Below are 25715 nucleotides of genomic sequence, written 5' to 3'. Positions count from 1 at the left end.
GGAGGGAAGACGTGCCCTAAGCGATCACGCCGCCGTCGCCTCCTGCCCGCCCGCGCGCTCCTTCGCGAGCTTGGTCACCGCCACCTGATCGACCTTGCCGGTGCCGAGCATCGGGATCGCGTCGACCACCACAACCTCGGCCGGGATCGCGAGGTCGGGGGCGCCCCGGCCCTTGGCGAAGGTCTGGTAGGCGGCGCGCGTCGCGTCCTTGCGCTGGGTGAACAGCACCAGCCGCTCGCCCTTGCGCGCGTCCGGCACCGCGGCCACCGCGCTCGGGCTGTCCGGCCACAGGTCGGCGGCGGTCGCCTCGATGCCGGCGAGCGAGATCATCTCGCCGGCGATCTTGGCGAAGCGCTTGGCGCGGCCCTTGATCGCGACGAAGCCCTGCGCGTCGATGGCGACGATGTCGCCGGTGTCGTGCCAGCCGTCCGGCGGCGGCTCCAGCACGCCGGGGTTCTCGGCGCGCAGGTAGCCGAGCATGATGTTGGGGCCGCGCACCACGAGGCGGCCGCCCTCCTCGATGCCGGGGACCGGGTCGAGGCGGTGCTCCATGCCCGGCACCAGGCGCCCGACGGTGCCGAAGCGGTTGAACATCGGCGTGTTGACCGCGACCACCGGTCCGCACTCGGTGACGCCGTAGCCCTCGAGGATGCGCAGGCCGAACTTCTCCGCGTAGGTCCGGCGGGTCGAATCCTTCACCGGCTCGGCGCCGGCCACGACGTAGCGCAAGCTGCGCAGGTCGTAGGCGTGCGCCACCTTGGCGTAGCCGGTCAGGAAGGTGTCGGTGCCGAACAGGACCGTCGCGTTCGAGCCGTAGACCAGCTCCGGCACGATCCGGTAGTGCAGCGGCGACGGGTAGAGGTAGACCGGAACGCCCGAGACCAGCGGCAGCACCAGCGCCGAGGTCAGCCCGAAGGCGTGGAAGATCGGCAGCACGTTGAACACCTTGTCGGACGGCCCGAAATCGATCCGGGCCGCGACCTGGGCGACGTTCGAGAGCATGCCGCGGTTGGCGACCATCACGCCCTTGGGCGTCCCCTCCGAGCCGGAGGTGAACAGGATCGCGGCCGCATCCTCTCCGGTCCGCGCCACGAGGGGCCTGCGCGCCGCCAGCAGTCCGCGGATCTTGTCGCCCGTCGTGATCGTGGCGCGCACGTCCTCCAGGTAGATCAGCTCGACTTTGTCCTTGATCGCCTCAACGAGGGGCCCGAGGCGGCCCTTCTCGATGAAGGCGCGCGAGGTGAGGATCTTCGTCACCTGCGCCGCCGTGCACGCGGAGAGGATGTTGGCCGCGCCGGCCGAGAAGTTGATCATCGCCGGCACCCGGCCGGCGGAGGCCAGCGCGAAGAACGTCACCGCGGCGCCGTTCGCGTTGGGCAGCATCAGCCCGATCGCCCGCCCCTCCCCCGCCAACGGCATCAGCTTGCGGCCGAGGATGTTGGCGCCCATCACGAGGCGGGAATAAGTGAGCTTGCCCGAGACCGGATCCTCCAGCGCCGTGCGGCGCCAGCCGAAGCGCTCGGCGGCCGCGATCAGCGCCGTCATCACGCTCCGGTCGATGTCGGTGGTGTCGAACACCAGCTCGGACATGATGCCGTAGAGCGCCGCGCCCGCCGCCTGCCGGCGCGCCTTGCCCTTCAGCTCCGGGTCGACCCCGAGCTTGACCGGCGGCATCACCGTGACGACCACCTTCGGCCACCAGCGCCGCTTCACCTGATCGCGGGACAGCCGCGAGAACACGGTCTTCTCGAGCCCCTCGATCCGCACCGGCAGGACCATCGCGCCGGACTTGTCGGCGATCAGGCCGGCGCCGTCGTAGACCTTCATCAGGCTGCCGGTGACGGTGAGGCGGCCTTCGGGGAAGATGATCAGGGTCTCGCCGCCCTTCACCGCGTTGATCAGCGAGCGGGTGGCGAGCGGCCGGGTCGGATCGAGCGGCATCGCCTTGGTGACCCGCAGGAACGGCTTCACCCACCAGCGCTGCGCGATGCCGTGGTCGACGGCGAAGACCGGCTCCTGGTCGAGCAGCGACAGGGCGAGCGGCGCGTCGAGGAACGAGACGTGGTTCAGGGCGACGATGCAGTTCGCGCCGGCCTTCTCCACGTTGTCGAGCCCGCGCACCTCGAGCCGGTAGAACGCCCGGAACAGGATCGACAGGAAGTCGCGGAACGGGCTCGTCTCCAGGGTGACAAGGACCACGACCGCGACGACGAGGTTGAGCGCCGCCACGAGCGCCAGCAGCGTCGCGCTCGAGAAGCCGGCGCCCTGGAGCGCGGCGAGCGCCAAGGTGCCGCCGACCATGAAGGCCGCGGTCATCACGTTGACGGCGCCGATGATGCGGGCGCGCTTGTCCTTGTCGGTCCAGGCCTGCACCGCGGCAAACGACGGCACGATGTAGAGGCCGCCGGCCATGGCCAGCCCGAGGAAGTCGATCGCCACCCGCAGGCCGGAGCCCGTGCGCAGGAAGTCGGCGGCGCCGATCATCGCGCCGGGCTCGGGTGCATGGTGGGCGACCGTCCAGGCGAGGTCGAGGCCGAACAGGGCCATCAGCAGCGCGCCGACGGGGGTGGGCAGCAGCACGATCCGCCCGCTGCACAGCCACGAGGCTAGGCCCGAGCCCAGCGCGATGCCGACCGAGAACACCGCGAGCAGCAACGTGACCACCGTCTCCGAGCCGTTGAAGTCGTGCCGCACCAGCAGCGGCAGCAAGGACAGCACCACCACGCCGACGAGCCAGAACCAGCTGACGATGATCGAGCCGCGCCACAGGCGGCGGTCGCTCCACAGGTCGCGCAGCAGGGCCACGGTGGAGCGTGCGACGTTGCGGTCGACCTGCAGGTCGGGCGCGCCCTCGCCGGTGCGCGGGATCGCCCGCGCCGCGAGCCAGCACAGCACGGCGAAGGCCATGATCAGGCCGCCGAAGACGAGGTGCGAGCCGCCCATGGCGCTGGCGAAGCCGGCGGCGATCGTGCCGAGCAGGATCGCGAGGAAGGTCGCGGCCTCGACCAGCGCGTTGCCGGCAGGCAGCTCCTCGCGGCGCAGGTGGTCGGGCAGGATGCCGTACTTGATCGGCCCGAACAGGGCCGCGATCGTCCCGAACAGCCCGAGCGCGACGAACAGGATCGGCACCGAGGCGAGGAAGAACCCGAGCACCGCGGTGCCGGCGGCGAAGATCTCGGCGAACTTCAGCCGCTTGGCGATCACCGCCTTGTCGTAGCGGTCGGCAAGCTCGCCCCCGAGGCCCGACAGGATGAAGAACGGCCCGATGAACACGGCGCTCGCCAGCGTCACCAGGATGCCGGAGTCGGAATCGCCGCCTTGCGAGACTTTGAACAGGATCAGGAAGGCGAGCGCGTTCTTCAGGAAGTTGTCGTTGAAGGCCGAGAAGAACTGGCACCAGAACAGCGGCGCGAAACGCCGGGCGGTCATCAGCGAACGGAACATGGCGGTCTCCCCGGCTGGGCCATGACTGGCTCAACCCGTGCGGTCGCGTCAAATCCCGGGCCCGGTGCGATCCACGCTGGACGACGGAATTTGAACAACGTGCAAACTAAGCGATCGCGGGCGGTGCGCAAGCTTGTTCTTGCACGCCGTGCAATCTATCGCTGCATCCCGTGCGCGACCGCACGGGACACCGCGGATGCATAGCGTGAAGACCGTTAAGAAGCGCGCCGCCGGCCCGCGCGGCGACGTCGACCGGGCCGGCTTCCTCGCGCTGGTCTGCGAGGCCGCCGAGGGCATCGTCCGAAACCAGGGCGTGCGCGCCCTCGGGATGCGGCCGCTCGCCGCCGCGATCGGCTACGCGCCGAACTCGATCTACAATGCGGTCGGCGATCTCGACGCGGTGCTGCTGCGGGTGAACGCCCGCACCTTCGCCCGGCTGCGGGACGCGCTCGCGGCGGCCCTCGACCCGGCGGGGTCGCCGCGGGCGAACGCGGCGGCCCTGGCCTCCGCCTACCTCGCCTTCGTCGCCGCGGATCCGGCGATCTGGAGCCTCGTCTCCGACCAGGCGCCCGCGCGCGGCGCCGCGGTGCCGGACTGGTACTGGGAGGCGTTGGCCTCCGCGACCGGCCTCGTCGACGGAACGCTGCAGCCGCTGCTGCCCGACGCCGCCGAGCGCGCCCAGGCGGTGGCCGCCCTGTGGGCGTCGCTGCACGGGCTCGCCTCGCTCTCGACCTCGGGCAAGCTCGGGGCGCTGACCGACGCCGCCCCCGCGGACCTCGCGCGGATGCTCGTCGCCCGCTTCCTGGCGGCGGATCCGGCGGGCTGATTGACCGCTCCCGCGAAACCGGGTTGTTGGGCGGAAAGTCCCTGAGAGATCGAGCGAACCATGGTCCTGAAACGCGTGCCGACGACGCCGTTCTCCGATCAGAAGCCCGGCACGTCCGGCTTGCGCAAGAAGGTCGCCCACTTCCGCCGGCCGCACTACGTCGAGACCTTCGTCCAGGCGATCGTCCAGTCCGTCGCCGGCCGCGAGGGCGCGACCCTGGTGCTCGGCGGCGACGGGCGCTTCTTCAACCGCGCGGTGGTCCAGACCGCGCTGAAGATCGCCGCCGCCAACGGCTTCGGCCGCGTCCTCGTCGGCCGGGGCGGCCTGCTCTCGACGCCGGCCGCGTCCTGCGTGATCCGCAAAGCCGGCGCGATCGGCGGCATCATCCTCTCGGCGAGCCATAATCCCGGCGGGCCGGACGGCGATTTCGGCATCAAGTTCAACACCGCCAACGGCGGCCCGGCGCCCGAGAGCGTCACCGAGGCGATCTATTCCGCGACGAAGACGCTGACGGAATATCGCATCGCCGACGTGCCCGACCTCGACCTCGACCAGGTCGGGGCGACGCGGATCGGCGACATGGTCGTGGAGGTGATCGATCCGGTCGCCGACTACGCCGCGCTGATGGCCGAGCTGATCGATTTCGACGCGATCCGCCGCCTGTTCGCATCCGGCTTCCGCATGCGCTTCGATGCGATGAGCGCGGTGACCGGCCCCTACGCCCACGCGATCCTCGAAGGCATGCTCGGCGCCGAGCCCGGCACGGTGGTCAACGGCGAGCCGAAGGAGGATTTCGGCGGCCACCACCCCGATCCGAACCCGGTCCACGCCCACGACCTCTACCAGCTGATGCTCGGCCCCGACGCGCCGGATTTCGGCGCGGCCTCGGACGGCGACGGCGACCGCAACATGATCGTCGCGCCGGGCCTGTTCGTGACCCCGAGCGACAGCCTCGCGATCCTGGCGGCGCACGCAAGCGTCGCGCCCGGCTACGCATCCGGGCTCGCCGGCATCGCCCGCTCGATGCCGACGAGCCGCGCGGCCGACCGCGTCGCGGCCCGCCTCGGGATCGGTGCCTACGAGACGCCGACCGGGTGGAAGTTCTTCGGCACGCTGCTCGATGCCGGCTTGATCACGCTCTGCGGCGAGGAGAGCGCCGGCACCGGCTCGAACCACGTCCGCGAGAAGGACGGGCTGTGGGCGGTGCTGCTCTGGCTCAACATCCTGGCCGCGACGGGCAAGCGCGCCGACGCGATCGTGCGCGAGCACTGGGCGGAGTACGGGCGCGACTACTACACCCGGCACGATTACGAGGAGATCGCCTCGGACGCCGCCAACCGGCTGATGGACGGGTTGCGGGACAAGCTCGCGGAGCTGCCCGGCCGGCGGATCGGCGACGTCACGGTCTCGGCGGCGGACGATTTCCGCTACGTCGACCCGGTCGACGGCTCGGTGAGCGAGCGCCAGGGCATTCGCGTCACCTTCGCGGAGGATGCCCGCATCGTCTACCGCCTGTCCGGCACCGGCACGGCGGGCGCGACGCTGCGCGTCTACATCGAGCGCTACGAGGCGGCGCCGGACCGGCTCGAGCGGCCGGTCGCCGCGGTGCTGGCTCCGCTGGTCGCCGTCGCCCGCGAGCTGGCGGAGATCGAGGCGCTGACCGGACGGGCCGAGCCGAGCGTGGTGACGTGAGCCGGAACCGATCCCGGTAGACTACCGGTTGCGGAGGTGCCGGGCGGCGCTTGGCATATTGTGTGCCTCCCATGTCGGCACGAGCCCGCGCGGCGGAACGCAAGGAGGTCCTCCTTGCCCGTGGATCGGTGATGCCGTCCGATCGACGGAGGGCGTCGCCGTTTCCTTCGACGCGCGGATCGTTCCCGTTCCGCGATCGAAAAGTGCCCGATGGACAAGACTTCGCTCACGCGCCGCAACCTCATGCTCGGGAGCGCCGCCCTCGGCGCGCTCGGGGTGGGCTGGCCGCTCGCCGCGCCCGGCGCCCTCGCCCAGGGGGGCTCGGCGCCCGGCGGCAAACCCGCGGGCACCCTGACCTACGGCATCTCGATGTCGGACCTGCCGCTCACCACCGGGCAGCCGGACAAGGGCGCGGGCGGCTACCAGTTCACCGGGCTGACCCTCTACGATCCGCTGATCGCCTGGGAGCTCGACGTTGCGGACCGCCCCGGCAGGATGGTGCCCGGCCTCGCGACGTCCTGGGAGAGCGACCCGGCCGACCGCAAGAACTGGACGTTCCACCTGCGCGACGGGGTGAAGTTCCACGACGGCTCGGCCTTCGATGCGGACGCGGTGATCTGGAACTTCGACAAGGTGCTCAACAAGGAGGCGCCGCACTTCGACCAGCGCCAGGCCGCCCAGGTGAGGCCGCGCCTGCCCGGCGTGGCGTCGTATCGGAAGCTCGATGCGATGACCGTGCAGGTGACGACGAAGACCGCCGACAGCCTGTTCCCCTACCAGATGCTGTGGTTTCTGATCTCGTCGCCGGCCGGGTTCGAGGCGGCCGGGCGCGACTGGTCGAAGTTCGCGTTCCAGCCCTCCGGGACCGGGCCTTACAAGATCGGCCAGCTCCAGCCCCGCGTCCGCCTCGAGCTCGTGGCGAACGAGGCCTACTGGAACCCCAAGCGCGCCCCGAAGCTCGCCAAGCTGACGCTGGCCTGCGTGCCCGAAGACCTCGCCCGCGTGAACGCGCTCCTGTCGGGCAACGTCGACCTGATCGAATTGCCCGCGCCCGACGCCGTGCCGCGTCTGAAGGCCGCCGGCATGCGGATCGTCGGCAACGACACGCCGCATGTCTGGAACTACCACCTCTCGATGGTCGAGGGCTCGCCCTGGCGCGACATCCGCCTGCGCAAGGCCGCCAACCTCGCGATCGACCGCGACGGCGTGGTGCAGCTGATGGGCGGCCTGGCCGCCCCGGCCGTCGGGCAGGTGCAGGCGTCGAGCCCGTGGTTCGGCAAGCCGACCTTCCAGATCAAGACCGACGTCGCGGCGGCCAAGACGCTCGTGGAGGAGGCCGGCTTCTCGGTGAAGAACCCGGTCAAGGCGACGATCCTGATCCCCACCGGCGGCACCGGGCAGATGCTGTCCCTGCCGATCAACGAGTTCATCCAGCAGAGCTGGGCCGAGATCGGCATCCAGGTCGAGTTCAAGACCGTCGAGCTGGAGGTCGCCTATACCGGCTGGCGCCAGGGCGCGGCCGACCCGAGCCAGAAGGGCGTCTCGGCCGGCAACATCGCCTACGTCACCTCCGATCCGTTCTACGCGATCCTGCGCTTCTACGATTCGCGCCAGATCGCCCCGAACGGCGTGAACTGGAGCCACTGGAAGAACGCCGAGGTCGATGCGCTCTGCGACAAGGTCAAGGCCAGCCTCGACCCGGCGGAGCAGGACAAGCTGCTGGCCCGCATCCACGAGATCGTGGTCGACGAGGCGGTACAGGTCTGGGTCGTGCACGACACCAACCCGCACGCGCTCTCGCCGAAGGTGAAGGGCTACACCCAGGCCCAGCACTGGTTCCAGGACCTGACGACGCTGGCGTGATGGGGCGGCGCGGGTTTCCTTCGCTACCGGATCGCGCAGACGCGTGACGGGTACTCCCTCCCCCCTCTGCGGGGGGAGGATGCTCCGCGAAGCGGGTCGGGAGAGGGGACGCGTTGTCCGGAGAGGTCGCTCCCCTCTCCCAACCCTCGCTCACGCGAGGCTCACCCTCCCCCGCAGAGGGGGGAGGGAAGATCGTGGTCAGGGATGCGGGGTCGGCGATGCGCCGGCCCCCTGCCCCACCCCGTCAAAGCCGCTCGACCTCGGCCGTCTCGCCCGCCAGCCGCACCAGCACCTGCCGCAGCCAGCGGTGGGCCGGGTCGTCGTCGTAGGAGGCGTGCCACAGCATCGAGACCGAGACCGCATCCAGCTCCACCGGCGCCGGGCTCACCGTCAGCCCGAGCGCGTCGGCGAAGTAGGTCGCGAGCCGCGCGTGCATCGTCGTGATCACCGGGGCGGCGCGCACCAGGAACGGCACCACCAGGAACCGCGGCGTCGTCAGCGCCAGCGTCCGCGCCCGCCCGAGCTTGGCCAGCGCGTCGTCCACGACACCGTGGGCGGTCTCGCGCAGGCTGGTGAGGATGTGCGGGAAGCGGAGGTAGTCGTCCAGGGAGATCGGCGGCGCGAGCCCGACCTGGCCGGCGTCGAACAGGCAGACGTAGGTGTCGCGGTAGAGCAGGCGCTGCTTGTGATGGGTCTGCCCCTCGAACCCGAAGCCGATGGCGAGGTCGACCCGGTCGGCGTCGAGCTCCTCCAGGATGTGCGTGCGGTCGACCGAGCGCAGCAGCAGGCGGATGCCCGGCGCCTCGGCGCGCAGGTAGCCGAGCAGCCGGGGCCCGAGCAGGACCTCGGTGCTGTCCGGCAGGCTGACCGTGAAGGTCCGCTCGGTCGTGGCCGGATCGAACGCCGCCTCGCGCCGGACGATCGCCTGGATCTGCCGCAGGGCCGCGCGGACGGGCTCGGCCAGCGCCAGGGCGCGTGGCGTCGGCCGCATGCCGTCGGGGGCGCGGGTCAGCAGCTCGTCGTCGAACAGCCGGCGCAGGCGGGCGAGGCTCGAGCTCATTGCCGACTGGCCGATGCCGATGCGAGCCGCGGCGCGGGTCACGCTGCGCTCGGCCAGCATCGCGTCGAGGGCGACGAGCAGATTCAGGTCGATGCAGCTAAGATCGATGTGATCGATAGTCATCAGTGATACGATCGGTTTGTTCCATGCTGCACTGCAGAACATATCCGTGACCAAGGCAAGGGCATCGGGCCCTTGGCAGCACGAAGGTCACACGATCATGTCCATCAAGACTCGCAGCCGCACCGTCGCCCTCGCGGCCATCGTCGCCCTCACCGCCGGCCTCGGCAGTGCAGGCGCAGCCGAGATCAAGCCGGCCGCGGCCGGCAGCGTCGACCTCGGGACCCTGTCCGGCGTCGCCTACTACACCGCCGAGCCGAAAGGGTATCGCGTCGTCGTCACCCTGGCGCCGCGCGCCGCAGCCCCCGCCGTCCGCTTCGAGACGGTCCTGGCCGACGACCAGAGCGTGACGCTCTCGACCCCGCGCCCGGCCGACTCGCCCGCCGAGACGATCGAGATCAGCCGCGTCGGCGACCGCATCCTAGTCCAGCCCTCCCGGACCAAGGCCGTCACGCTGGAAGCCGCGGCCGTCGACTGAGCGCTCCGGGCATGCCCGGCCGTGCCGACCCTCCCGGCCTCGCGACGAGGCCGGGAGCCGGCAGACGCCGTCAGGCCGGATCATGGAGCCGCCGACCGGACGACGCGCGCGCCACCTCCGCGCGGACATGCTCGCGGAACAGCCGGACCCGCGCCGGCAATTCGCGCCCCGCGAGGCTGACCGCCCGGAGCGTCCCGCCGCGGCTCGCCCAATCGGGCATCACCGGAACCAGCGTGCCGGCGCCCAGCGCCTTCGCGGCGACGAGGCTCGGGATGTGGCCGATGCCGACGCCGGCCAGCGTCAACCGCAGCACGGTGGCGAAATCCGTCGCCCGCACCACCGGGCGCACGTCGATCAGCGCCTCGCGCCCGAGCCGGTCCGACACCGCGATCTGCGAGGCGCCGACGCGCTCGCGCGAGAACACCACGTCGTGGTCGCAGAGCCCGGCGAGGTCGGCCGGAGCCGGCTTCCGGGCGAGATAGGCCGGGGCGGCGTAGAGGCCGATCGTCAGCTCGGCGAGGATCGGCGCCATGTAGCCGCTGTCCGGATGCGCGCCGCCGAGCCGCAGGGCGAGGTCGACGCGGTTGGCGGCGAGGTCCAGCCGGTTGTCGGTGATCAGCAGTTCGATGGTGATCTGCGGGTAGCGCGCGCGGAAGCTCGCCACGAGATCGGGCAGCACCTCGACGCCGAAATCGATGGAGGCGGTGACGCGCAGGTGCCCGCGCGGTTCGGTTCGGGCGCCGCGCGCCGTCTCCAAAGCCTCGTCGAGGAGCGCAAGGCTCTCCTGGGCGCGGGCGTGGAAGGCCAGCCCGTCGGCCGTCGGCGAGACCGCGCGCGAGGTTCGCGCCAGCAGCGTCACGCCGAGCACCGCCTCCAGCCGCGAGACGCGGCGGCTGACGCTGCCCTTGGTCTCGCGCACGAAGGCCGCCGCCTGGGTCACGCTGCCGAGGTCGACCACCGCGCAGAAGGCACGCACGTCGTCGAGATGCCCGGTGAAGGTTTCCGGAATCGCAACCATGCGTCTCCGGTTACCGCGCTTCCGCACCGCTGGGAAGCGGCCTATCTCGGCGCCTCCGAACGGCGTATCCCGCCGTGCCAGCGAGCCCGGAGCTCTTCGTGAAGCCCTTCAGCCCCTCCGCCCTGTCGATCGCACTCATGCTCGCCGCCGCCCCGGCGCTGGCGCAGACACCGCCGACCCGCGACCCGGCCCAGATCCAGGCCGGCGCCTACGCGGTCGATGCCGGCCACACCCAGGTCGGGTTCACCGTGTCGCACATGGGCTTCTCGAACTATTCCGGCGGCTTCTCCGAGGTTTCGGGCACCCTCGACCTTCAGCCGAAGAGCCCGGCCCAGAGCAGCCTCAAGATCACGATTCCCGTCGCGTCGGTCACCACCACCAGCTCCAAGCTCACCGACGAGCTGAAGGGCGACCAGTGGCTCGACGCGACCAAGTACCCGGAGATGACCTTCGTCTCGACCAAGGTCACGCCCGAGGGCAAGGACAAGGCCAAGGTCGCCGGCAACCTGACGCTCCACGGCGTGACCAAGCCGGTGACCCTCGACGTGACCCTGGTCGGCGCCGGCGTGAACCCGCTGAGCAAGAAGTACACGGTCGGTTTCGACGCCAAGGGCACGATCAAGCGCTCGGAATTCGGCGTGAAGACCTACGTGCCGCTGATCGGTGACGAGCTGCACCTCACCATCGCCGGCGCGTTCGAGCGCACCGAATAGGCCCAAGCCGCGCACGACCGCCGGCCCCGAGATCGCGATGCCAGGAACGACCATGCCCGAGGCCGTGGCCCCTGCCCCGCTCCGGTACACCCGCGTCGCGATCGCCTTCCACTGGGCGATCGCGGCCCTGGTGCTCGCGCTCCTCGGCATCGGCCTCGCGATGACGCATGCGGACCTGGCGCCGATGCGCCGGTTCCAGCTCTACCAGTGGCACAAGTCGGTCGGCATCACCGTGCTCGTGCTGTCGCTGCTCCGGCTCGGCTGGCGCGCCTTCCACAGGCCCCCGCCCCTGCCGGCGGCGATGCCGGCCCTGGAGCGCGGCGCGGCGCATCTCGCCCACGCCGTGCTCTACGCCCTGATCATCGCGATGCCCCTGGTCGGCTGGGCGCTGGTCTCGGCCTCGCCGTTCAACATCCCGACGGTCCTGTACGGCGTCGTGCCCTGGCCGCATCTGCCGATCGTCCCGGACCTCCCGAACAAGGCGGCGGTCGAGGCCGGATTGAAGCTGGTCCATGCGTCCGGCGCCTGGTTCCTGATCGCCCTTCTCGTGCTGCATGCCGGCGCCGCCCTGCGGCACCATTTCGTCCTGCGGGACGACACCCTGCGGCGGATGCTGCCGTCGCTCGGCCCCACCCGCCGCGAGGTTTCGCCCCGATGACGTATCGCCTGCTGCTCGCCGCCGCGATCCTTGCCGCACCCGCCTGCGCCGAGGCCGCGGATTGGGCCGTCGATCCGGCCAAGAGCCGCCTCGGCTTCTCGGGGGTTCAGGTCGGCGTCCCGTTCAAGGGCCGCTTCAAGCGCTTCGAGGCCGAGATCGCCTTCGACCCGGCCGCCCCGGAGACCGGGCATGCGCTGGTGACCGTCGACCTCGCCAGCGCCGAGACCGGCGACGTCCAGCGCGACGAGGCCCTGCCGCGGGCCGACTGGTTCGCCACCAAGGCGACGCCTCAGGCCCGCTTCGAGGCGACGCGCTTCGTGCCCAGGGGCGGCGACGCCTACGAGGCCGTCGGCAGCCTCACGATCCGCGGCATCCGCCGCGACGCGACCCTGCCCTTCCGCCTCACCCTTGCCGGCGATGCCGCTCACGCCACCGGGCATCTCGACCTCGTGCGCACCGATTTCGGCGTCGGGCAGGGGCCGTGGGCGTCGGGCCAATGGGTCGCCCTTGAGGTCGGCGTCGACCTCGATCTCGTGGCACGCCGGAAGGACGCTGCGCGCTAGGATCGCGATGTTCGAAGTGCGGGCTGCCTGCGACCTCGGCCGGCACGCGGCCGGTCGTCCTTCGCCGAGCCGGACCCACTTCCGAGCCGAAGCGGCCGAATGCGCGAATGACCGGCGGCGCAAGAGCGCAGCCGGTCGGGATCTCGGCGCGAACGCGCCCGTCGACTAACGGCGATCACCGGTCGCGAAACGTCGTCGCCCGGTCGCCCTCGAGCGGGCCCTTGGACCCTGGGACCAGGCCGCTGTCGATCAGCCAGAGGGCCAGCGCCGCGGCTGCGATCAGCGTCGCCAGCGATCCGAGCCGCCCGATATGCCGGCGCGTTACCAGCATCACCACGAGGATGCCGAGGAAGGCCAGCAGAAGCACGGTCATCAGCATGGGCCTATCCTTCGGATGGAGGTGCACTCCGGGAGCCTGCCGGGTCCGGAGGCGCCCTCATGCGGAGCGGCCCTTCGACCTCATCGCGGCGGAGCCGACATCTCGCGCCTCGGTTGCCGGCTGCGACCTCCTCACGGCCGCGGCGCCGCTGGTGGGGTTGCCGGCGTCGTGCCGGGCTGTGTCGGCGCCTGTGGGTTCGCCGGTGCCGGCGCCGGCTGCCCGGGCCCGGCCGGCGGAACACCAGGGCCGGTCTGCAATGTCTGGTCGGCCTTCGTCTGGATCTGATCGGCGGTCTGCTGGGTGATCAAGCCGTAGGACACGGCGACGGCCAGGGCGACGGCGAGGATCGCCCCGATGATCGTCTTCGCGAGCCTGCTCTGCATGAAAGCCTCCCCGGGTCCGACGCCCCTACGCAGCTTCCTTGCGCGTGACCACCAGGGCCCAGATCGTTGCCGGGATCCAGCCGATGACGGTGATGTGGAGGAGGATGCACAGGATGCCCTGGATCACCTTCCCGCGCAGGAACATCGCCAGCCAGGGCGCCAGGAAGCAGATGATGATCATGACCATGGCGCGTCGCATCCCCAGACGATGTTGGCGGCCGCACGGCGTCGGCCGATGCTGCCCCGCACACTCAGGCTGTTTCAGCCCGATTTGTTCCGACTCAGGCTCGCCCAAGCGGCGTGGGCGCGGTGAGGGAGCCTGTCGCCACGGTTGGCATGCGTTGTCGTTTGACCGACCGTCGCGGATCGGCGGTCGGCGTTTTCGGCTGCCGCTCCAGGCCGCCCCGCTCCTCCGGCTCGAAGGTCATCCCTCCCGGGCGTTCGCGGTTTCCGTATCCATCGCCAGCACCGCAAAGCTGGCGAGCCAGTGGGCGCCCATGTAGTGCGTCGTCAGGTGCGGGAGGCTGGCGTCGAGATGCGCCTCGGCTGCTTCCAGCATCATCGGTCGGCGGGGATCGCCCGACGGCAAGGCTTCGGCCAGCGCGCGGAAGCACCAGGCCCGGCTCAGGTTGAGACCGTCGAGATGGGTGATCTTGCCGTCGCTGCGATCCGTCGGGACGACCGGCGCGAACAGAGTTGCGGGCTGGCCGTGGGCGAGGCGCGGCACGAAGCGATCGAGCCACGGGAGGAAGCGCGCCGACGGGAGCAGGCGTCGCATGCATTCCGCTTCGATCAGGCTGGGCGACTGTAAATCGTCGCCCCCCGGCTCGCCCCAGGCTGGGCAGTCGACATCCTCACCGTACCAGGCCTCGGCCGTGTCGGCGAGGAGCCCGGCCAGGGCCGCGTCGCCGGTTCCCTCGGCATGGTCGAAGGCCATCCGCAGGCCGAAGGCGGTGTTGGGGTGGGTGCCGACGCGCACCGGGTAGCCGGCGATCGGCAGGAAGTCCCGGAAGCGTTGCGCGAACAATCCGGCGAGGGGAGCGAGCGCGCGGGACCATCGCGTCTCCGGCAGGTGCCGCAGCTCGTCGGCGAGCTTCAGGAGCCAGGCCCATCCGTAGGGGCGCTCGAACCCCCGCGCGGTCGGGGCGGCGAGATACAGCCTGCTGCGACCCGAACCCTCGACTTCGTCAAGCTATCAGAATGGGCCGGCGACGCGCTGACGGCGCAGGCACGGCCGCTCATCAAGGGCCTACTCGACCAAGGGGCCATGTCGGTGCTGTACGGCGATAGCAACGTCGGAAAGACCTTCGTGACGATGGATCTGGCGTTTCACATCGCCAGGGGCATGCCGTGGGGCGGCATGAAGACCACGCGCAAGGTGGCCGCCTACGTCGCCGCGGAGGGCGGCCAAGGCGCCCGCAAGCGCGGTGCGGCGCTCCTGAGGAAATATGGCGCCTGTGATGATTTTCATATCCTGCCGGAGCCGGTCGACCTGTTGCGTGAGGGCGCGGACCTGCGGCCGCTCATCAAAGCGCTCAAGGAACTCGGTGACGATCTCGGACTGGTCGTCATCGACACGTTGTCCCGCGCGCTCGCCGGCGGCGACGAGAACAGCTCGACCGACATGGGCGCTGTCGTTCGAAACCTCGACGCCATACGCAACGCCGTCAGCGCACATGTTCTGGTGGTCCACCATACCGGCAAGGACAAAGCCAGAGGTGCCCGCGGGCATTCCCTGCTGCGAGCGGCCACGGACACGGAGATCGAGGTCGCCGAGAAGCAGATCACCGTGACGAAGCAGCGTGACCTCGAAAAGTCCTATGCGTCCGCGTTCGAGCTCGACGTCGTGACGCTCGGCAAGGACGAAGACGGCGATCCGGTGACGTCGTGCACGCTGCGCCTAGTAGCCAGACGAGCAGAGGTTGCTCCAGGCCTCGCTACGCCAACTGAGCAACAGATCCTCGACGGTTTGCAAGCTTGCGCGGACACGGCCGCCGATCCGAGGGCGGGGGTGCCACAGGCCGAACTCGTAGCATTCTTCGACCGGCCGGAATTTGGCCCGGAGAAGCTGCGTTTCCACCTCCGCGAAATGCTCAAGAAAAACCTCGTCGAGCGGGTAAGTCGCGGGTGCTGGCGGACAAGGTGTCCGAACGAGAACAGCGTCACCACGTGGTTCGAGCCGCAGGAAGTGCCGCTTTCGCCCGAACGAAGCGGAGGAAGCCCTCTGGTCGGAGGCGTGTTTGATTAAATGCCCGTCTGACCTCCGGAGCGTAGCGGAGGACAAAGCGGAGGATAATTTATCGTTTTTTTGCAATAGTTTAACTGAAGCGGAAGAAAGCGGAGGAAAGCGGAGGACGTCAAGGCACAAAGCGGAGGGCTCCGGAGGGGGGCCTAGGGGCCCTCCGGTCTCCGCAGCGCCCACCGGATAAATTCGAGAAATTGGCTGCGAGATTTATTCGATGCGTGTTGAGCGACGCCAACGTTCAGCCGAACGTGCTGACCAGTTCATGGCGTTGGGGCGCGCGGCCGCTGACGGGCCCCTCATTCGTCAGGGATAGGATGGACGAGAGACTTCACCGACGAGGTCTTACCGATCGTGCCCGTCGGGGCGTTCCATTGCCTTTCGGGCCGCCCAGCCTCCAACCAGCGCCGGCATTGCGAATATCAGGCACGGGCCAACGAGCAGGAAGAACAGCCCCGGGAACATCAGGGCATAGCTTTCCATTCGAGGAAGGCACCTCATCAGGCGATCGCGAAACCGGGACGGCAGTGGGTTCGGATTACCTTCGCTTAGTAAGATACGACCCACTCGCGAGTTCGGCTGGCCGCTGGTTCCGGGCTCGGGCTGGGCCATTTGTAGCTCCTCAATTGCTCAATTTTGGTTTGATGCTATCGTCTTCGTATCAAATTTTATTTGAGGATGGTGATATGCCGTTGAAGTCAGGCCGATTTACGCGGCAGGAACAGGCGTTCGTTGACCAGATGGCACATGTGAACAATCCTACGCTCGCGGCCCGCGGCGCGGGCTACTCACAGCCGGCGTCGCAGGGTGGGGTGCTGATGCGCCGACCAGACGTCCTCGCCAGCGTTCAGGCCGCCGTGGCGTACCGGCTGAAGACCGAGGGCGCCGAGGTTGGCGTCGGGACGCTGATCGAGATCGCGAAGGACGTGAAGCATCCGGCCGCGAGCAGGGTCATGGCGGCGAAGGCGCTCGTGCAGCTCTCTGGCGTGGCTCAGGGTGAGGACGACGGCGAGAAGCCCTTGTCGAGCCTCTCACGGGCAGAACTCGCCCACCGGGCCAACCAGGCGCGCGAGATCCTAGCCGAGCTCGATGCGCCCGTGATCGAGCACGAGGCCCCAGCAGGGACCGTATTCGACTGAGCAGTCCTTTCCTGAGGCTGGCGACGCAATCGCCCCCTGGGTGCCTTCCAGGCACGTCGTAGGCGATCAGCGAGACCACAGATGACCACGGACGGGTTGTGCCACGCCATCGCCAAGGCGGATGGGGTCGCATGATCGAGGAAGCGCGCTGCGTCCCGCCCACCGTTCGCAGGCCCTGCCCGACCAGAGGGGTAGAATTTTGCAACGGCTTTTTGAGACCGACGCAATCGGGGACACGTAACTCACGCACCGCCGCGTTGACGGCGCGCCTTCGTGGCCGCGAAACTCGCAAGCTGAAGGGCCTTCAACCTTCCGCGGGCCTCTGGGCTGAGGCCAGATGTCCGCTCAGTGATTGACGGTGGATCGGGCGGTCTGGTGGCGCGCCGGCGCACCTTGCGCCCTGCCCATCGAGCATAGGCCAGTTCCTGTTGCTGCCGCTGGAGCACCACGAAATCGCTCTCGAGGATCAGCACGGGGCGCCCGGGCAGAAAGGCGATCAGGCCAGCGTATCTGAGCTTGCGCACCTTCGAGACGGAGCACTTCAGACGGTCGGCGACCTCAGCTTCGGTGAGAAGGCATGGGAGACCGGTCATGGCAGGCCCTTCGCCCTACGAATGCGCCGGAGATCGATTTCGGGGTCGCGTGGCGGAAACAACATGTCGATGTTGGCTACGATCCAATCGGCGTAGACCAACATCGCGGCTCGTATGCTGTCGTGTCCGGTGCTGATACGCGCGGAGCGGCGCCCCCTCACCCAATGGATGTAAAATTTTCCGTTCGAGTGACGTTCAAGTCTTGGATGGCTCACAGCGCGATCCCCTAGAAATGCGCGCGCAATTTCTCGCAAGCAAACACTTCAGTCAACACTCAAAAACATTGAGAAAAGTCTGATCTGTTGGCAATGTCGGCCGATATATCAGACAAATACAAACGAAACGGGCGCCCTCTCGGGCGCCCTGCCTAATAACTAAGCCTCGCGCAGGCGTCGCGCGAACCGTACGTCAGGCCGACGCCGCCGCCCGCTGAGCGGGCTGCCGCCTCTCGAAGGCGACCACAGCTCCCCCGCCTGCGTTGAGGTCGAGACGTAAAACCTCAGCCGCTCGGGGCCTCCGGCGCTCACGAATGCGGGCCAAGCGCGCAGCACGATCAGCGGCTAAAATCCGCACACAGCGGCGCGTGACCGGATCGGGGCCTATGCCGGTGAAAACCCTTGCTTCGATCTCCGAGCGCGCCCACCGACGCTCCTGAACAGTCGCCGACGCCTTGCTGTTGTGAGCCTGATGGTACTCTGTGGCGGCCCTGAAGAACATGCGTAGAGCCTTTAGGTCGTCGGGGAGCTTCTGGTAGTAGGTGCTGAACGCAGCTTTGCTGACGCGTGCCATTGTCGTGCGCTTTCTAAGAGCCGTTTTCTAAGCGGCTGGTTACAGTCCGGGGCTAGAAAAACCGCGCACGACGGTCCCACACGCCTTTGGGCTTTCGCCTTGGACATGTCGCGTGGACCCCGGACCAGGTAGATTACTACAGCCTAACCGGACGCTGTAGGAACGGCGTGCGAGACGGGTTTTCTAAGCCCGAGCTCAAAGTAGAGGACAAGTTGTCGGCGCGTCAACCCTGCAAACTAAAGAATTCAGAAAATGCCCTCGCCGTTTCAGATTGGCGCCGGCATCCGACGCCGCAGGCGCCAGTTGAGGGTATCAAAATCGGTCGTTCGCCCAAGGTGCGCCCAACGAAGGGACTTAAGTCGGTGCCACCTAAGGGGTTGAGATAGTTCTATGAAAACTATTAAGCTCCGTCTGGGCGTGGGGCTGGCCCGGTGGCCGAGGGGTGGGGCCCGGCCCCCGGGGTACCCATCAACCTGAACCTCGGAGACCCGGCCGGGCGCCTATTGGAAAATTCTGGCTGAAAATCAAAATGGACAACTTGTCCTTCACGATACCAGCGTCTAATCTTCCTGTTCGCGAACTCGGCGCGTCGGGCGACGATTTTTCCGGCCGAAGACTGACTATTTGCTTGCTCGGCGAACGATCAAGGACTAGCTTCTGCCGGTCCCGATATGCGCGGAACTCGGGCAGCCGCATCGCGCCTCGCTTTGCGAGGTATCGCAGTTCGAACCGAGTGATTTGCGCAGCAACGCAGCGGGTGAAGGCGCGAGACGCCACACTTGCCCCTCGGGCGGATAGGATCAGCGATGTGACGATGCCAGTCGACCAGTGCTTTTCGTCTGGAGCCGATGATTACGCCTGCGCGGTTCAGTGGCTCTGGAGTGCCTTGTCGCGCAGCACATGCGACGGTGTGGTCTACGATCTGGAGCTTTTGTTCGGGGTACTATGCGACCGCACAAAGCGAAGCGTTATCACGGCCGATCAGCGTGACGATCTTTCGGCGTTGCTTCTTGAAGCGTCCAATCACGCCACGGACCTGATGCCCGAGACTTACAGCCGGGATCAGATCAAGTCCGCGTTCGACGCAGCGCAGTGCATCTTGCGCGTCTGGTCGACGCCGATCGAGCAGCGCGGAAACCATAGTCCCGGGCTTAGCTGGGAATGCTACTGCATCGTCGGGATGTTCAAGGCCGATCTGAAGAACCTGCGCTTGGCGAAGGAGATCTCGGATCGACGCCAGCGGACGGGCGACGCAAGACCCTTCCGCTTCCATTCGCACGGGGTGATCCCGGCCGGCGGCGCCAGCGTCATCCCCTTCCCGACGAACAGTCGTGGGACTAAACGATGACCAACGAACCTGCCGGCGCCGCCGAAATGCTCGCCGCGTTCGAACGCGCCGCCTCCGAGGCCGACTCAATCTCCGCTTTGTCCGAGGGCTTTGCGATCGCGCTACGCAGTCATGGACATGGCGTACTGTCGGAAGAAACGCGCTTGGCAATTTCCGGCGCCCTTCGTCAGAGCGAGGCGGCCTGTCAGCCTCATCTGCCGGAGCACTTCGCGGCAGAACGACTGTACATGGGCGTCGAATCCCTCTGCATGCTCCTGATTGCATGGGCAGAGCCGGTCGGGGTGCGAACCCGTAGCGAGGACGTCGAGGTACCGCGGCTTATCGTGCGGATCGTTGCCAACGACCTCGATAGTATCTGTGCTCGGCTTGAGATCGAGCGGGGCGGCAAGAGCCGGCCGCCGCTTGCCGAGGTGCTGTCGACCCCCTCCCATGTCATTCACTGAGGAGGTCAGCATGGCAAAAAAGGGCGCCTCCAACCGGAATGCCAACATCGCGACCCGCGATGAGGCCGTCCGTCAGCAGACCGTCCGCGACGGGACGCAGCAGATCAACAACACATTCGGGCAGTTCGACGACGCCTTCTTCGACAAGCAGCGCCAGAACTATCTGAACTTCGCCCTGCCGCAGCTCGACGATCAGTACGGCAAGGCGCAGCGCGACCTGACCTTCTCGCTCGCCCGCGACGGCAACCTCAACTCGTCGGCGCAGGCGTACCAGAATGGTCAGCTGCAGAAGGCGTACGATACCAATCGGACAACTATCGCCGACCAGGGGCAGACCTACGCCAACCAGGCGCGCGGCAACGTCGAGGACGCGCGGGCGAACCTCATCACGACGCTGAACGCCACCGGCGACGCCTCCGGTGCGGCGAACTCGGCGCTGGCGCGCTCCGCCGCCCTGTCGCAGCCCGTGGGCTACAGCGCAATCGGCGACGCCTTCGGAGCGATCACGGGCGGGCTTGCGTCGCAGGCGCAGCTGAACCGAGCGCAGGCGCTTGCGACGGGCAAACCCATCACCGCCGCCACCTTGTTCGGGACGTCAGGCGCAGTGCGAAATTCGGGTTGATGTTGTCCATCGGCAGGATTGGGGAAAAATCAAATGGATGACCTCCCGCCAGGCTACCGTATCGTTCAGCCGGCCTCTCCCCCGCCGCGGCTCGACGACATTCCGCCGGGCTTCCGCGTCGTCCAGCAAGGCGCGTCATCGACACGAACGATCAGCTTCGAAGGGCGCACGATCCGCGTTCCCTCGGACGCCACGGATGCAGAGATCGTTTCCATTTTAGAGGCTGGATCGCCCCCGCCTCATCCACCGACCCCCGCCGACGACCTGCCGCCCGGCTTCCGGGTGGTTCAGCCCGCGGCGGCGCCTGCCGGGCCGAAGCTGCTCGACCGCGCGCAGGGTGCCGTCGGCGATGTCGTCCAGGCCGCGGAGACCAAGTTGGGGATCGGGACGCCGGCGCCTGCCGCGCCCCCGCCGCCACCCGCCGCCGCGCCGTCGTTCATGGATCAGATCCGAGGCGCGGCCAGCACCTTCGGCGGCCTGCAGTCGCAGACGTTGCGCGGCATGGCGCGCGGCGCGGCCGGGCTTGCCGGCCTGCCGGTTGATGCTGCCACCTTCGCCCTGAACAACGACAGCGACGTCCAGAACATCCTCGGGCTGATCGGCCTCGGCGGCAAGAAGATCGAGCGGCCCCTGTTCGGGTCCGAGCGCAACAAGGAGGCGGTCGACAGCGCCTTCGATGCGGCCCCGCGGGCAGTGAACGCCGTCGCCGGGACGAACCTGCGCCTGCCGAGCGAGGGTCCGCAGAACCTGCCCGAGCGCGTGTTGGGCCGGGTCGGCGAGGAGGTCGGCGCGATGGCGGTGCCGGTCGGGGGTGCGATCAGCGCAGGCGCGCGCATGGCGCCGGAGGCGATCGCCGGCCTGCCGAAGATCGCGCGCATGTTCGTCGAGCCGGCGTCGGTCAACGCCGGCAAGTTCGCGCAGAAGGAAATCGGCTCGGCGTTTGCGGCAGGGATAGGTGCATCCGGCGTGAATGAGGTCACGCGCGCCGCCGGGGTGAAGGACGACAGCCTCGGCCACGCCGCAGGTGATCTCGCCGGCGCGTTCGGCGGCCTCGGCGCGCTCGGCGTGGCGCGGCACGTCGGGCCGAAGATCGCCGACGTCTTCAACGCGCTGCGTGGCGACCCGGGCTTCGCCAACCAAGTCGCGAAGGATGGCGCCGTCGACATGCTTTCGGAGGCCTACGGCCTGCCGAGCGCGCGGCTCGGCGCGAAGGAGGCGACCGACACGCAGCCGCTGATCGACGCGATCACGCGCGGCAAGCGCATCGGCGACACGATCCCTGGCTATCAGGAGAGCCTCGCCGATCGGACGGCCAGCGACGGGTTGGCCGGGCTCGAGTACGCCCGGCAGGCCGCCGGCGGGGGCGCCTTCGCCACGCGGAACAAGACCAACATCAAGGCGGTCGACGACGCGATCCAGGCCAACGCCCCGAACGGCTCGCCCGGCGCATTCCGCGGCGTGCTGGAGGATCGGCGCACCGGGTTGCTGCAGGGCGCCGCCACCGACGCCACCGCCGCGCAGTCGCGGTTCGAGGACGCCGCGAGCCGGCTGCAGAGCGCCATGCACGCCGACGCCCGGGGCGCCGACATTCGCGCGCCGCTGGAGGACGCCATGGCCGCGGCACGCGAGGTCGAGCGTGGCGCCTGGAGCGGTGTGTCCGAGGGCAGCGCCGACATCCGCCCCCTCGTCGATCGCTTCGCCGACGTGCGCAGCGGTCTATCGCAGGCGGAGCAGGCGGTGTTCGAGCCGAGCCACCTGACGGGCATTCCGCGGCGGTTCCTACCGGCGGAGGCCGAAGCCGCCGAGGCAGCGGTGCCGCACGGGCCGAGCCCGAGCGCGTTGGACGGCATGGACCCGCAGGAGCGGGCCATGGCGGAGCGCCTGTTCTCGCCGCCCTCGGCGGCCACCGCGCCGGCGCCCGCCATGTCGCTTGAGGACCGAATCATGGCCGCGGCCGAAGGGCTGCCGCGCAAGCCGAACGGCCAGGGCCGGGACATCTGGGACATCCGCGCCGCGCTGCCCGACATGTCGGAGGCCGATCTGCGGACGGGGCTGCTCAACCTGCAGCGCCAGAACCGCGGCGTGCTTTCGCAGTACAGCGACCCGAAGACCCTGGCGGGCCGGAAGGGCATCGAGGTCGCCAGCGGCGACGCGCGGCATATCTTCATCCCGGGCGACGAGGCCAACCACCCGTCGCTGCGCTCGGCCGGCTTCGAGCTCCGGCCCGAGCCGGCGCCAGCACCGCCCGCCGCTCCGCCCCCTGCAGCGCCGCCCGCCGCCCCCGCGGCGCCCGAGCCCGTCGCGGTCCCGCTGAGCGAGGCTACGGGCTTGCGCTCGGCGCTGACCGACGCGCAGCGCTCGGCCGCCTCGACCGGCGACCTCAACCGGGCCCGGGTGATCGGCCGGTACGTGGACGCGGTCGACGCCTACTTCGCCGAGCACCACCCGAACCAAGGCGCCTACGACCAGGCGCGGGCAGTGTCGCTCGACCTGAACGACCGCTTCACCCGGCCGCAGACGGCGATCGCGCAGACGCTGGACCGCCAGCAGGGCCTGCCGCGCGTCCCGGACAGCGGCGTGCCGGGGCGGTTCGTGCAGCCGGATAGCGGGCGTGTGTCCGACTTCGATGCCCTGATGCGCGAAGCCGGCAACGACCCGCGGGCGCGGGGCGCCGTGCGCGACCAGATCCTGTCGCAGGTCGAGCGCCTGCGCACGCCGGACCAGATCGAGGCCTTCACGCGCGAGCACAGCCGCGTCCTGTCGCAATTCCCGGACCTACGCCAGGAGATCGAGGGCGCGGCGGGGCTGCGGCGCTCGGCCGACGCGGCGACGGCCCGGCAGGCGGAGCTGCGCGGCAGCCTCGGCGACGCCTCCACCCCGGGCACGTCGAGCGTCGGCCGCTATCTGCGTTACGGCGACGAGGCCTCAACGTCGGCAATGAAGGGCGTCATGAACGCGCCCAAGCCCGCCGAGGCGATGGACGAGCTGCTCAACTTCGCCGGCAACCGGCCGGAGGCGGTCGAGGGCGCCAAGCGCACGTTCTGGGACATCATGGAGGGACGCGCGCGCAGCTCGGGCGAGACGACGGCGTCGATCGACGGCGTGCAGCCGTGGAAGGGCGCGGCGCTGCGCAAGTTCCTGGCCGAGCCCCGCAACCGCGCCGTGGCCGAGCGGCTCTACCGGGACAACCCGCAGCACCTGCGCAACGTCGAGCAGATCGCCGACGTCATGCAGCGCGGCAACACCGCCGTGCGCGCCCGCGCGCCGGGCTCGTCCGGCACGTCGCAGGGCATGAGCCAAGTCTTGTCGCCGGAGACCCTTCAGAGCCGGCTCTACGCCTACAAGCGCGGGCAGGTCTCGGGCACCTTCCTCATCACGTCCATTGCGGCCGTCGCCGGACGGCGCAGCGTCGCGGCGGCGCAGAAGGGCGCGATCGGCCGGCTGGTCGACGAGGCGCTCGTCAACCCGGACGCCGCGGCGCTGCTGCTGAAGGAGAACAATCCGGCCAACCGGGCGAAGCTCGCGCGCAGCGCGAAGGGCTGGATCGGCAGCGAGGCCGGGACGGTCGTGGACGCGCTGAACGACGAGGACGAAGATCCCGTCATGCGCGCGGTGCGAGGGGGCAGGCGATGACATACACACTGCATCAGCTCGCCGCCGGCAGCTACGACCTGGCCCTCGACGGGGTGATCGTCGGCGGTGTCGTTCGCGAGACCACAGCAGGTGGTGCTCCTACCGGGTGGTGCGCGGAACTGCTGGAGGATCTCCCGGCTGCGACACGCCCCCGGCCCTTCGATTGCGTCGAGCACCGATTCCCGACCCTGGAGGCGGCGACGACGTGGCTTGGCGGTGCGCCGATCCTGAGCGCATTCGAAGACGCTTAGACCCATTAGACGGCAGCGCCGTGAAGGCGTCCATGTACTGCCCCTTCGGAGGACGGAGGCACCTATGACCTCTGCAACGCGCCTGCGCAGCCGGAGGCCACGACTTGATGTAAAGCTTCTCCCGCTCAAAAGGCTGTCTAATAGAGGGAAGTTCGCATGAGTCCGATAGAGGTGCTTACAGGGGCGCGTTCGAGGGAAGTGCCTTGGCCTCTCATTGTGCAAGCTCTTCGCGATCTCATGTCAGCAGGCAGCGTCGACGACCAAGGCAGGCCCTGGGTCGAGGTAGCTGCACACCTAACCGGTTATACAACAAGCCAGCTTTGGATCAGCATTAGAACATACGCATTCATGCAGAAATTTATCAATCAACATGATTTGCCAGTGCATGCACTTGAATGGCCCATGTCAAATCTTGAAGTGATTACCCGCATTGCGAAAGCAAACGAAGATCAGGCCAAGAAGATAGTTTGTAGCACAGACTTATTGACATTGCGTAATCTGCGCAACATCTATGACCAAACCAAAAAAGATCCTACAAGCAAGATTTCTGCAATGAGTGCAGGCCTGCAATCGTCTAAGTCGTTTACAGATAAGTTGTTCAAGAACCTGTCAGTTAAAGACGCCCTCCAGGAGATCCTGGGTTTGGCAGAAGGTTCGTCAGTTGGACGACTTAAGATCTGGCCTGGGCGATATCCTTACTGTCATCCTAATTTTTACGTCGACTTTATGATTGACCGCAAGCTTCAGCTTGTTGCATTTGAGGGGCTGAGATTTTATGGGGACGTCAATTCACAGGTCGCGACAAAAGCGGCCTTGAAAGCCGCTGTTGAAGCAACATTTTTCGCTCAGTATTACCTGTGCGCGCCAAGTTGGGTATCAACGGACGATCTTCTGTCTCTCAGAGATAGATTGGGCCTCTTCAACGTTGGAATCATCAGCGTCGGTGAGGAAAAGATCGTTTCAATTGCGCATCCCCTTGGGCCATCCGTGCATGACCGACAAAGCGTTCTGTTGGAAGACCACGCAATTCGAGCCCGATTGGGGATCGCCCCCTAGCGAAACACGAACAGGAAAGGCGTCGAAAAAGCAAAAGGCCCAGCTTCGCAGCTGGGCCCTGAGTAAGTCTCGGCTTTCTAGACGAGTATGTGCGCGACCAGTCGAGGCCGCGCACATATCAAGGTGGCTTAGAAGTCGCGCTGGACGCGGACCTTGGCCTGGAAGACGTCGTCGCTGACCGTGGTGCGGACGAAGCCGCCGGCGTTGATCGCGGCGATGCGCGAGTAGGCGGTCGGATCCTTGTCGGTGTCGATCACGCGACCGTTCTTGACGCCGATCTGGGTGTAGAGGCCTTCCACACCGATATCGAGGTCCTTCACCGGCGACCAGATCAGGCTCGCGCCGGCGACGAACTGGTAGGTGTCGCGAAGCGCCTGGCTGAGCTGGTAGAACCGGGTGCCG

General features: G+C 68.3%; 23 protein-coding genes and 2 pseudogenes. 16 read left to right on the top strand and 9 right to left on the bottom strand.

All coding sequences use genetic code 11. The features are described from left to right. Nucleotides 1–24: 24 nt before the first annotated feature. Entirely contained in the window at nucleotides 25–3444 is a 3420-nt protein-coding gene (locus tag MKK55_RS15335; RefSeq protein WP_243935946.1) for an acyl-[ACP]--phospholipid O-acyltransferase, read from the bottom strand. A 205-nt stretch (nucleotides 3445–3649) separates the two neighbouring features. Here MKK55_RS15335 and MKK55_RS15330 point away from each other — a divergent pair, with 205 nt between their 5' ends. From MKK55_RS15330 to MKK55_RS15320, 3 genes are all read left to right on the top strand, one after another. Continuing rightward, the gene (locus MKK55_RS15330; protein WP_243935944.1) at nucleotides 3650–4270 is read left to right on the top strand and encodes a WHG domain-containing protein; all 621 of its coding nucleotides are present in this window, start codon (nucleotides 3650–3652) and stop codon (nucleotides 4268–4270) included. A gap of 60 nt (nucleotides 4271–4330) precedes the next feature. After that, nucleotides 4331–5962: an alpha-D-glucose phosphate-specific phosphoglucomutase gene (locus tag MKK55_RS15325; RefSeq protein ID WP_243935942.1), complete on the top strand. Its 1632-nt coding sequence runs from the start codon at nucleotides 4331–4333 to the stop codon at nucleotides 5960–5962. Between the two features lie 210 nt (nucleotides 5963–6172). After that, a complete protein-coding gene (locus tag MKK55_RS15320) occupies nucleotides 6173–7825 on the top strand; it encodes an ABC transporter substrate-binding protein (protein ID WP_243935940.1) in 1653 nt (550 codons plus the stop codon). Between the two features lie 244 nt (nucleotides 7826–8069). Here MKK55_RS15320 and MKK55_RS15315 read toward each other — a convergent pair whose 3' ends face one another. Continuing rightward, entirely contained in the window at nucleotides 8070–9008 is a 939-nt protein-coding gene (locus MKK55_RS15315; protein ID WP_243935932.1) for a LysR family transcriptional regulator, read from the bottom strand. Nucleotides 9009–9105: 97 nt separating this feature from the next. Here MKK55_RS15315 and MKK55_RS15310 point away from each other — a divergent pair, with 97 nt between their 5' ends. Further along, on the top strand, nucleotides 9106–9483 hold the full coding sequence (locus tag MKK55_RS15310) for a hypothetical protein (protein ID WP_147727087.1): 378 nt from the start codon (nucleotides 9106–9108) through the stop codon (nucleotides 9481–9483). Nucleotides 9484–9553: 70 nt separating this feature from the next. Here the strand turns inward: MKK55_RS15310 and MKK55_RS15305 are convergent, their stop codons facing one another. After that, a complete protein-coding gene (locus MKK55_RS15305; protein ID WP_243934960.1) occupies nucleotides 9554–10501 on the bottom strand; it encodes a LysR family transcriptional regulator in 948 nt (315 codons plus the stop codon). Nucleotides 10502–10638: 137 nt separating this feature from the next. On the opposite strand from MKK55_RS15305, the gene MKK55_RS15300 reads away from it, so the two are divergent. Genes MKK55_RS15300 through MKK55_RS15290 form a run of 3 tightly spaced genes read left to right on the top strand, consistent with a single transcriptional unit; the run spans nucleotide 10639 to nucleotide 12435 of the window. Beyond that, complete coding sequence (locus tag MKK55_RS15300) at nucleotides 10639–11214, top strand: YceI family protein (protein WP_243935061.1); 576 nt, start codon at nucleotides 10639–10641, stop codon at nucleotides 11212–11214. Nucleotides 11215–11266: 52 nt separating this feature from the next. Continuing rightward, entirely contained in the window at nucleotides 11267–11872 is a 606-nt protein-coding gene (locus MKK55_RS15295) for a cytochrome b (protein ID WP_243935930.1), read from the top strand. Then, the gene (locus tag MKK55_RS15290; RefSeq protein ID WP_243935927.1) at nucleotides 11869–12435 is read left to right on the top strand and encodes a YceI family protein; all 567 of its coding nucleotides are present in this window, start codon (nucleotides 11869–11871) and stop codon (nucleotides 12433–12435) included. Before MKK55_RS15295 ends, MKK55_RS15290 begins: the two co-directional genes overlap by 4 nt. A 175-nt stretch (nucleotides 12436–12610) precedes the next feature. Here the strand turns inward: MKK55_RS15290 and MKK55_RS15285 are convergent, their stop codons facing one another. The 4 genes and pseudogenes from MKK55_RS15285 to MKK55_RS15270 all read right to left on the bottom strand — a co-directional run. Further along, nucleotides 12611–12814, bottom strand: coding sequence for a hypothetical protein (locus MKK55_RS15285; protein WP_147727083.1), 204 nt, complete (start codon nucleotides 12812–12814; stop codon nucleotides 12611–12613). Nucleotides 12815–12945: 131 nt separating this feature from the next. Beyond that, a complete protein-coding gene (locus MKK55_RS15280) occupies nucleotides 12946–13197 on the bottom strand; it encodes a hypothetical protein (RefSeq protein WP_243935925.1) in 252 nt (83 codons plus the stop codon). Nucleotides 13198–13222: 25 nt separating this feature from the next. Next, on the bottom strand, nucleotides 13223–13384 hold the full coding sequence (locus tag MKK55_RS15275; RefSeq protein WP_187274833.1) for a YqaE/Pmp3 family membrane protein: 162 nt from the start codon (nucleotides 13382–13384) through the stop codon (nucleotides 13223–13225). Nucleotides 13385–13621: 237 nt separating this feature from the next. After that, nucleotides 13622–14353 (bottom strand): annotated as a pseudogene (locus MKK55_RS15270) (DUF2891 domain-containing protein); the annotation flags it as partial. On the opposite strand from MKK55_RS15270, the gene MKK55_RS15265 reads away from it, so the two are divergent. Continuing rightward, on the top strand, nucleotides 14270–15445 hold the full coding sequence (locus MKK55_RS15265; RefSeq protein WP_243936112.1) for a helicase RepA family protein: 1176 nt from the start codon (nucleotides 14270–14272) through the stop codon (nucleotides 15443–15445). The pseudogene MKK55_RS15270 and the gene MKK55_RS15265 sit on opposite strands and share 84 nt — an antisense overlap. Before the next feature lie 680 nt (nucleotides 15446–16125). Then, nucleotides 16126–16578 carry a hypothetical protein gene (locus MKK55_RS15260; protein ID WP_243935922.1) on the top strand — a complete coding sequence of 151 codons (453 nt, stop codon included), beginning with the start codon at nucleotides 16126–16128 and terminating at the stop codon, nucleotides 16576–16578. Between the two features lie 242 nt (nucleotides 16579–16820). On the opposite strand, the gene MKK55_RS15255 is transcribed toward MKK55_RS15260, so the two are convergent. After that, entirely contained in the window at nucleotides 16821–17171 is a 351-nt protein-coding gene (locus MKK55_RS15255) for a helix-turn-helix domain-containing protein (RefSeq protein ID WP_243935920.1), read from the bottom strand. 243 nt (nucleotides 17172–17414) lie between these two features. On the opposite strand from MKK55_RS15255, the gene MKK55_RS29340 reads away from it, so the two are divergent. From MKK55_RS29340 to MKK55_RS15225, 7 genes are all read left to right on the top strand, one after another. Beyond that, on the top strand, nucleotides 17415–17549 hold the full coding sequence (locus MKK55_RS29340; protein WP_409566071.1) for a hypothetical protein: 135 nt from the start codon (nucleotides 17415–17417) through the stop codon (nucleotides 17547–17549). A gap of 1225 nt (nucleotides 17550–18774) precedes the next feature. Continuing rightward, nucleotides 18775–19308, top strand: coding sequence for a hypothetical protein (locus tag MKK55_RS15250; protein ID WP_243935918.1), 534 nt, complete (start codon nucleotides 18775–18777; stop codon nucleotides 19306–19308). Continuing rightward, a complete protein-coding gene (locus tag MKK55_RS15245) occupies nucleotides 19305–19751 on the top strand; it encodes a hypothetical protein (RefSeq protein WP_243935916.1) in 447 nt (148 codons plus the stop codon). Before MKK55_RS15250 ends, MKK55_RS15245 begins: the two co-directional genes overlap by 4 nt. 10 nt (nucleotides 19752–19761) lie before the next feature. Continuing rightward, nucleotides 19762–20373 carry a hypothetical protein gene (locus MKK55_RS15240; RefSeq protein WP_243935914.1) on the top strand — a complete coding sequence of 204 codons (612 nt, stop codon included), beginning with the start codon at nucleotides 19762–19764 and terminating at the stop codon, nucleotides 20371–20373. A gap of 438 nt (nucleotides 20374–20811) precedes the next feature. Then, nucleotides 20812–24006, top strand: coding sequence for a hypothetical protein (locus MKK55_RS15235; RefSeq protein ID WP_243935912.1), 3195 nt, complete (start codon nucleotides 20812–20814; stop codon nucleotides 24004–24006). Beyond that, nucleotides 24003–24257 carry a hypothetical protein gene (locus MKK55_RS15230; RefSeq protein WP_243935910.1) on the top strand — a complete coding sequence of 85 codons (255 nt, stop codon included), beginning with the start codon at nucleotides 24003–24005 and terminating at the stop codon, nucleotides 24255–24257. The genes MKK55_RS15235 and MKK55_RS15230 overlap by 4 nt, the downstream gene beginning before the upstream one ends. Nucleotides 24258–24413: 156 nt before the next feature. Beyond that, the gene (locus MKK55_RS15225) at nucleotides 24414–25313 is read left to right on the top strand and encodes a hypothetical protein (RefSeq protein ID WP_243935908.1); all 900 of its coding nucleotides are present in this window, start codon (nucleotides 24414–24416) and stop codon (nucleotides 25311–25313) included. A gap of 128 nt (nucleotides 25314–25441) precedes the next feature. On the opposite strand, the pseudogene MKK55_RS15220 reads toward MKK55_RS15225, so the two are convergent. Continuing rightward, nucleotides 25442–25715, bottom strand: a pseudogene (locus MKK55_RS15220) (porin); the annotation flags it as partial.

It is taken from the genome of Methylobacterium sp. J-059 (assembly GCF_022829485.1).
GTDB lineage: Bacteria > Pseudomonadota > Alphaproteobacteria > Rhizobiales > Beijerinckiaceae > Methylobacterium.
The sequence above is the reverse complement of the archived record's forward strand: the minus strand, read 5'-3'. Positions and strand labels throughout refer to the sequence as shown.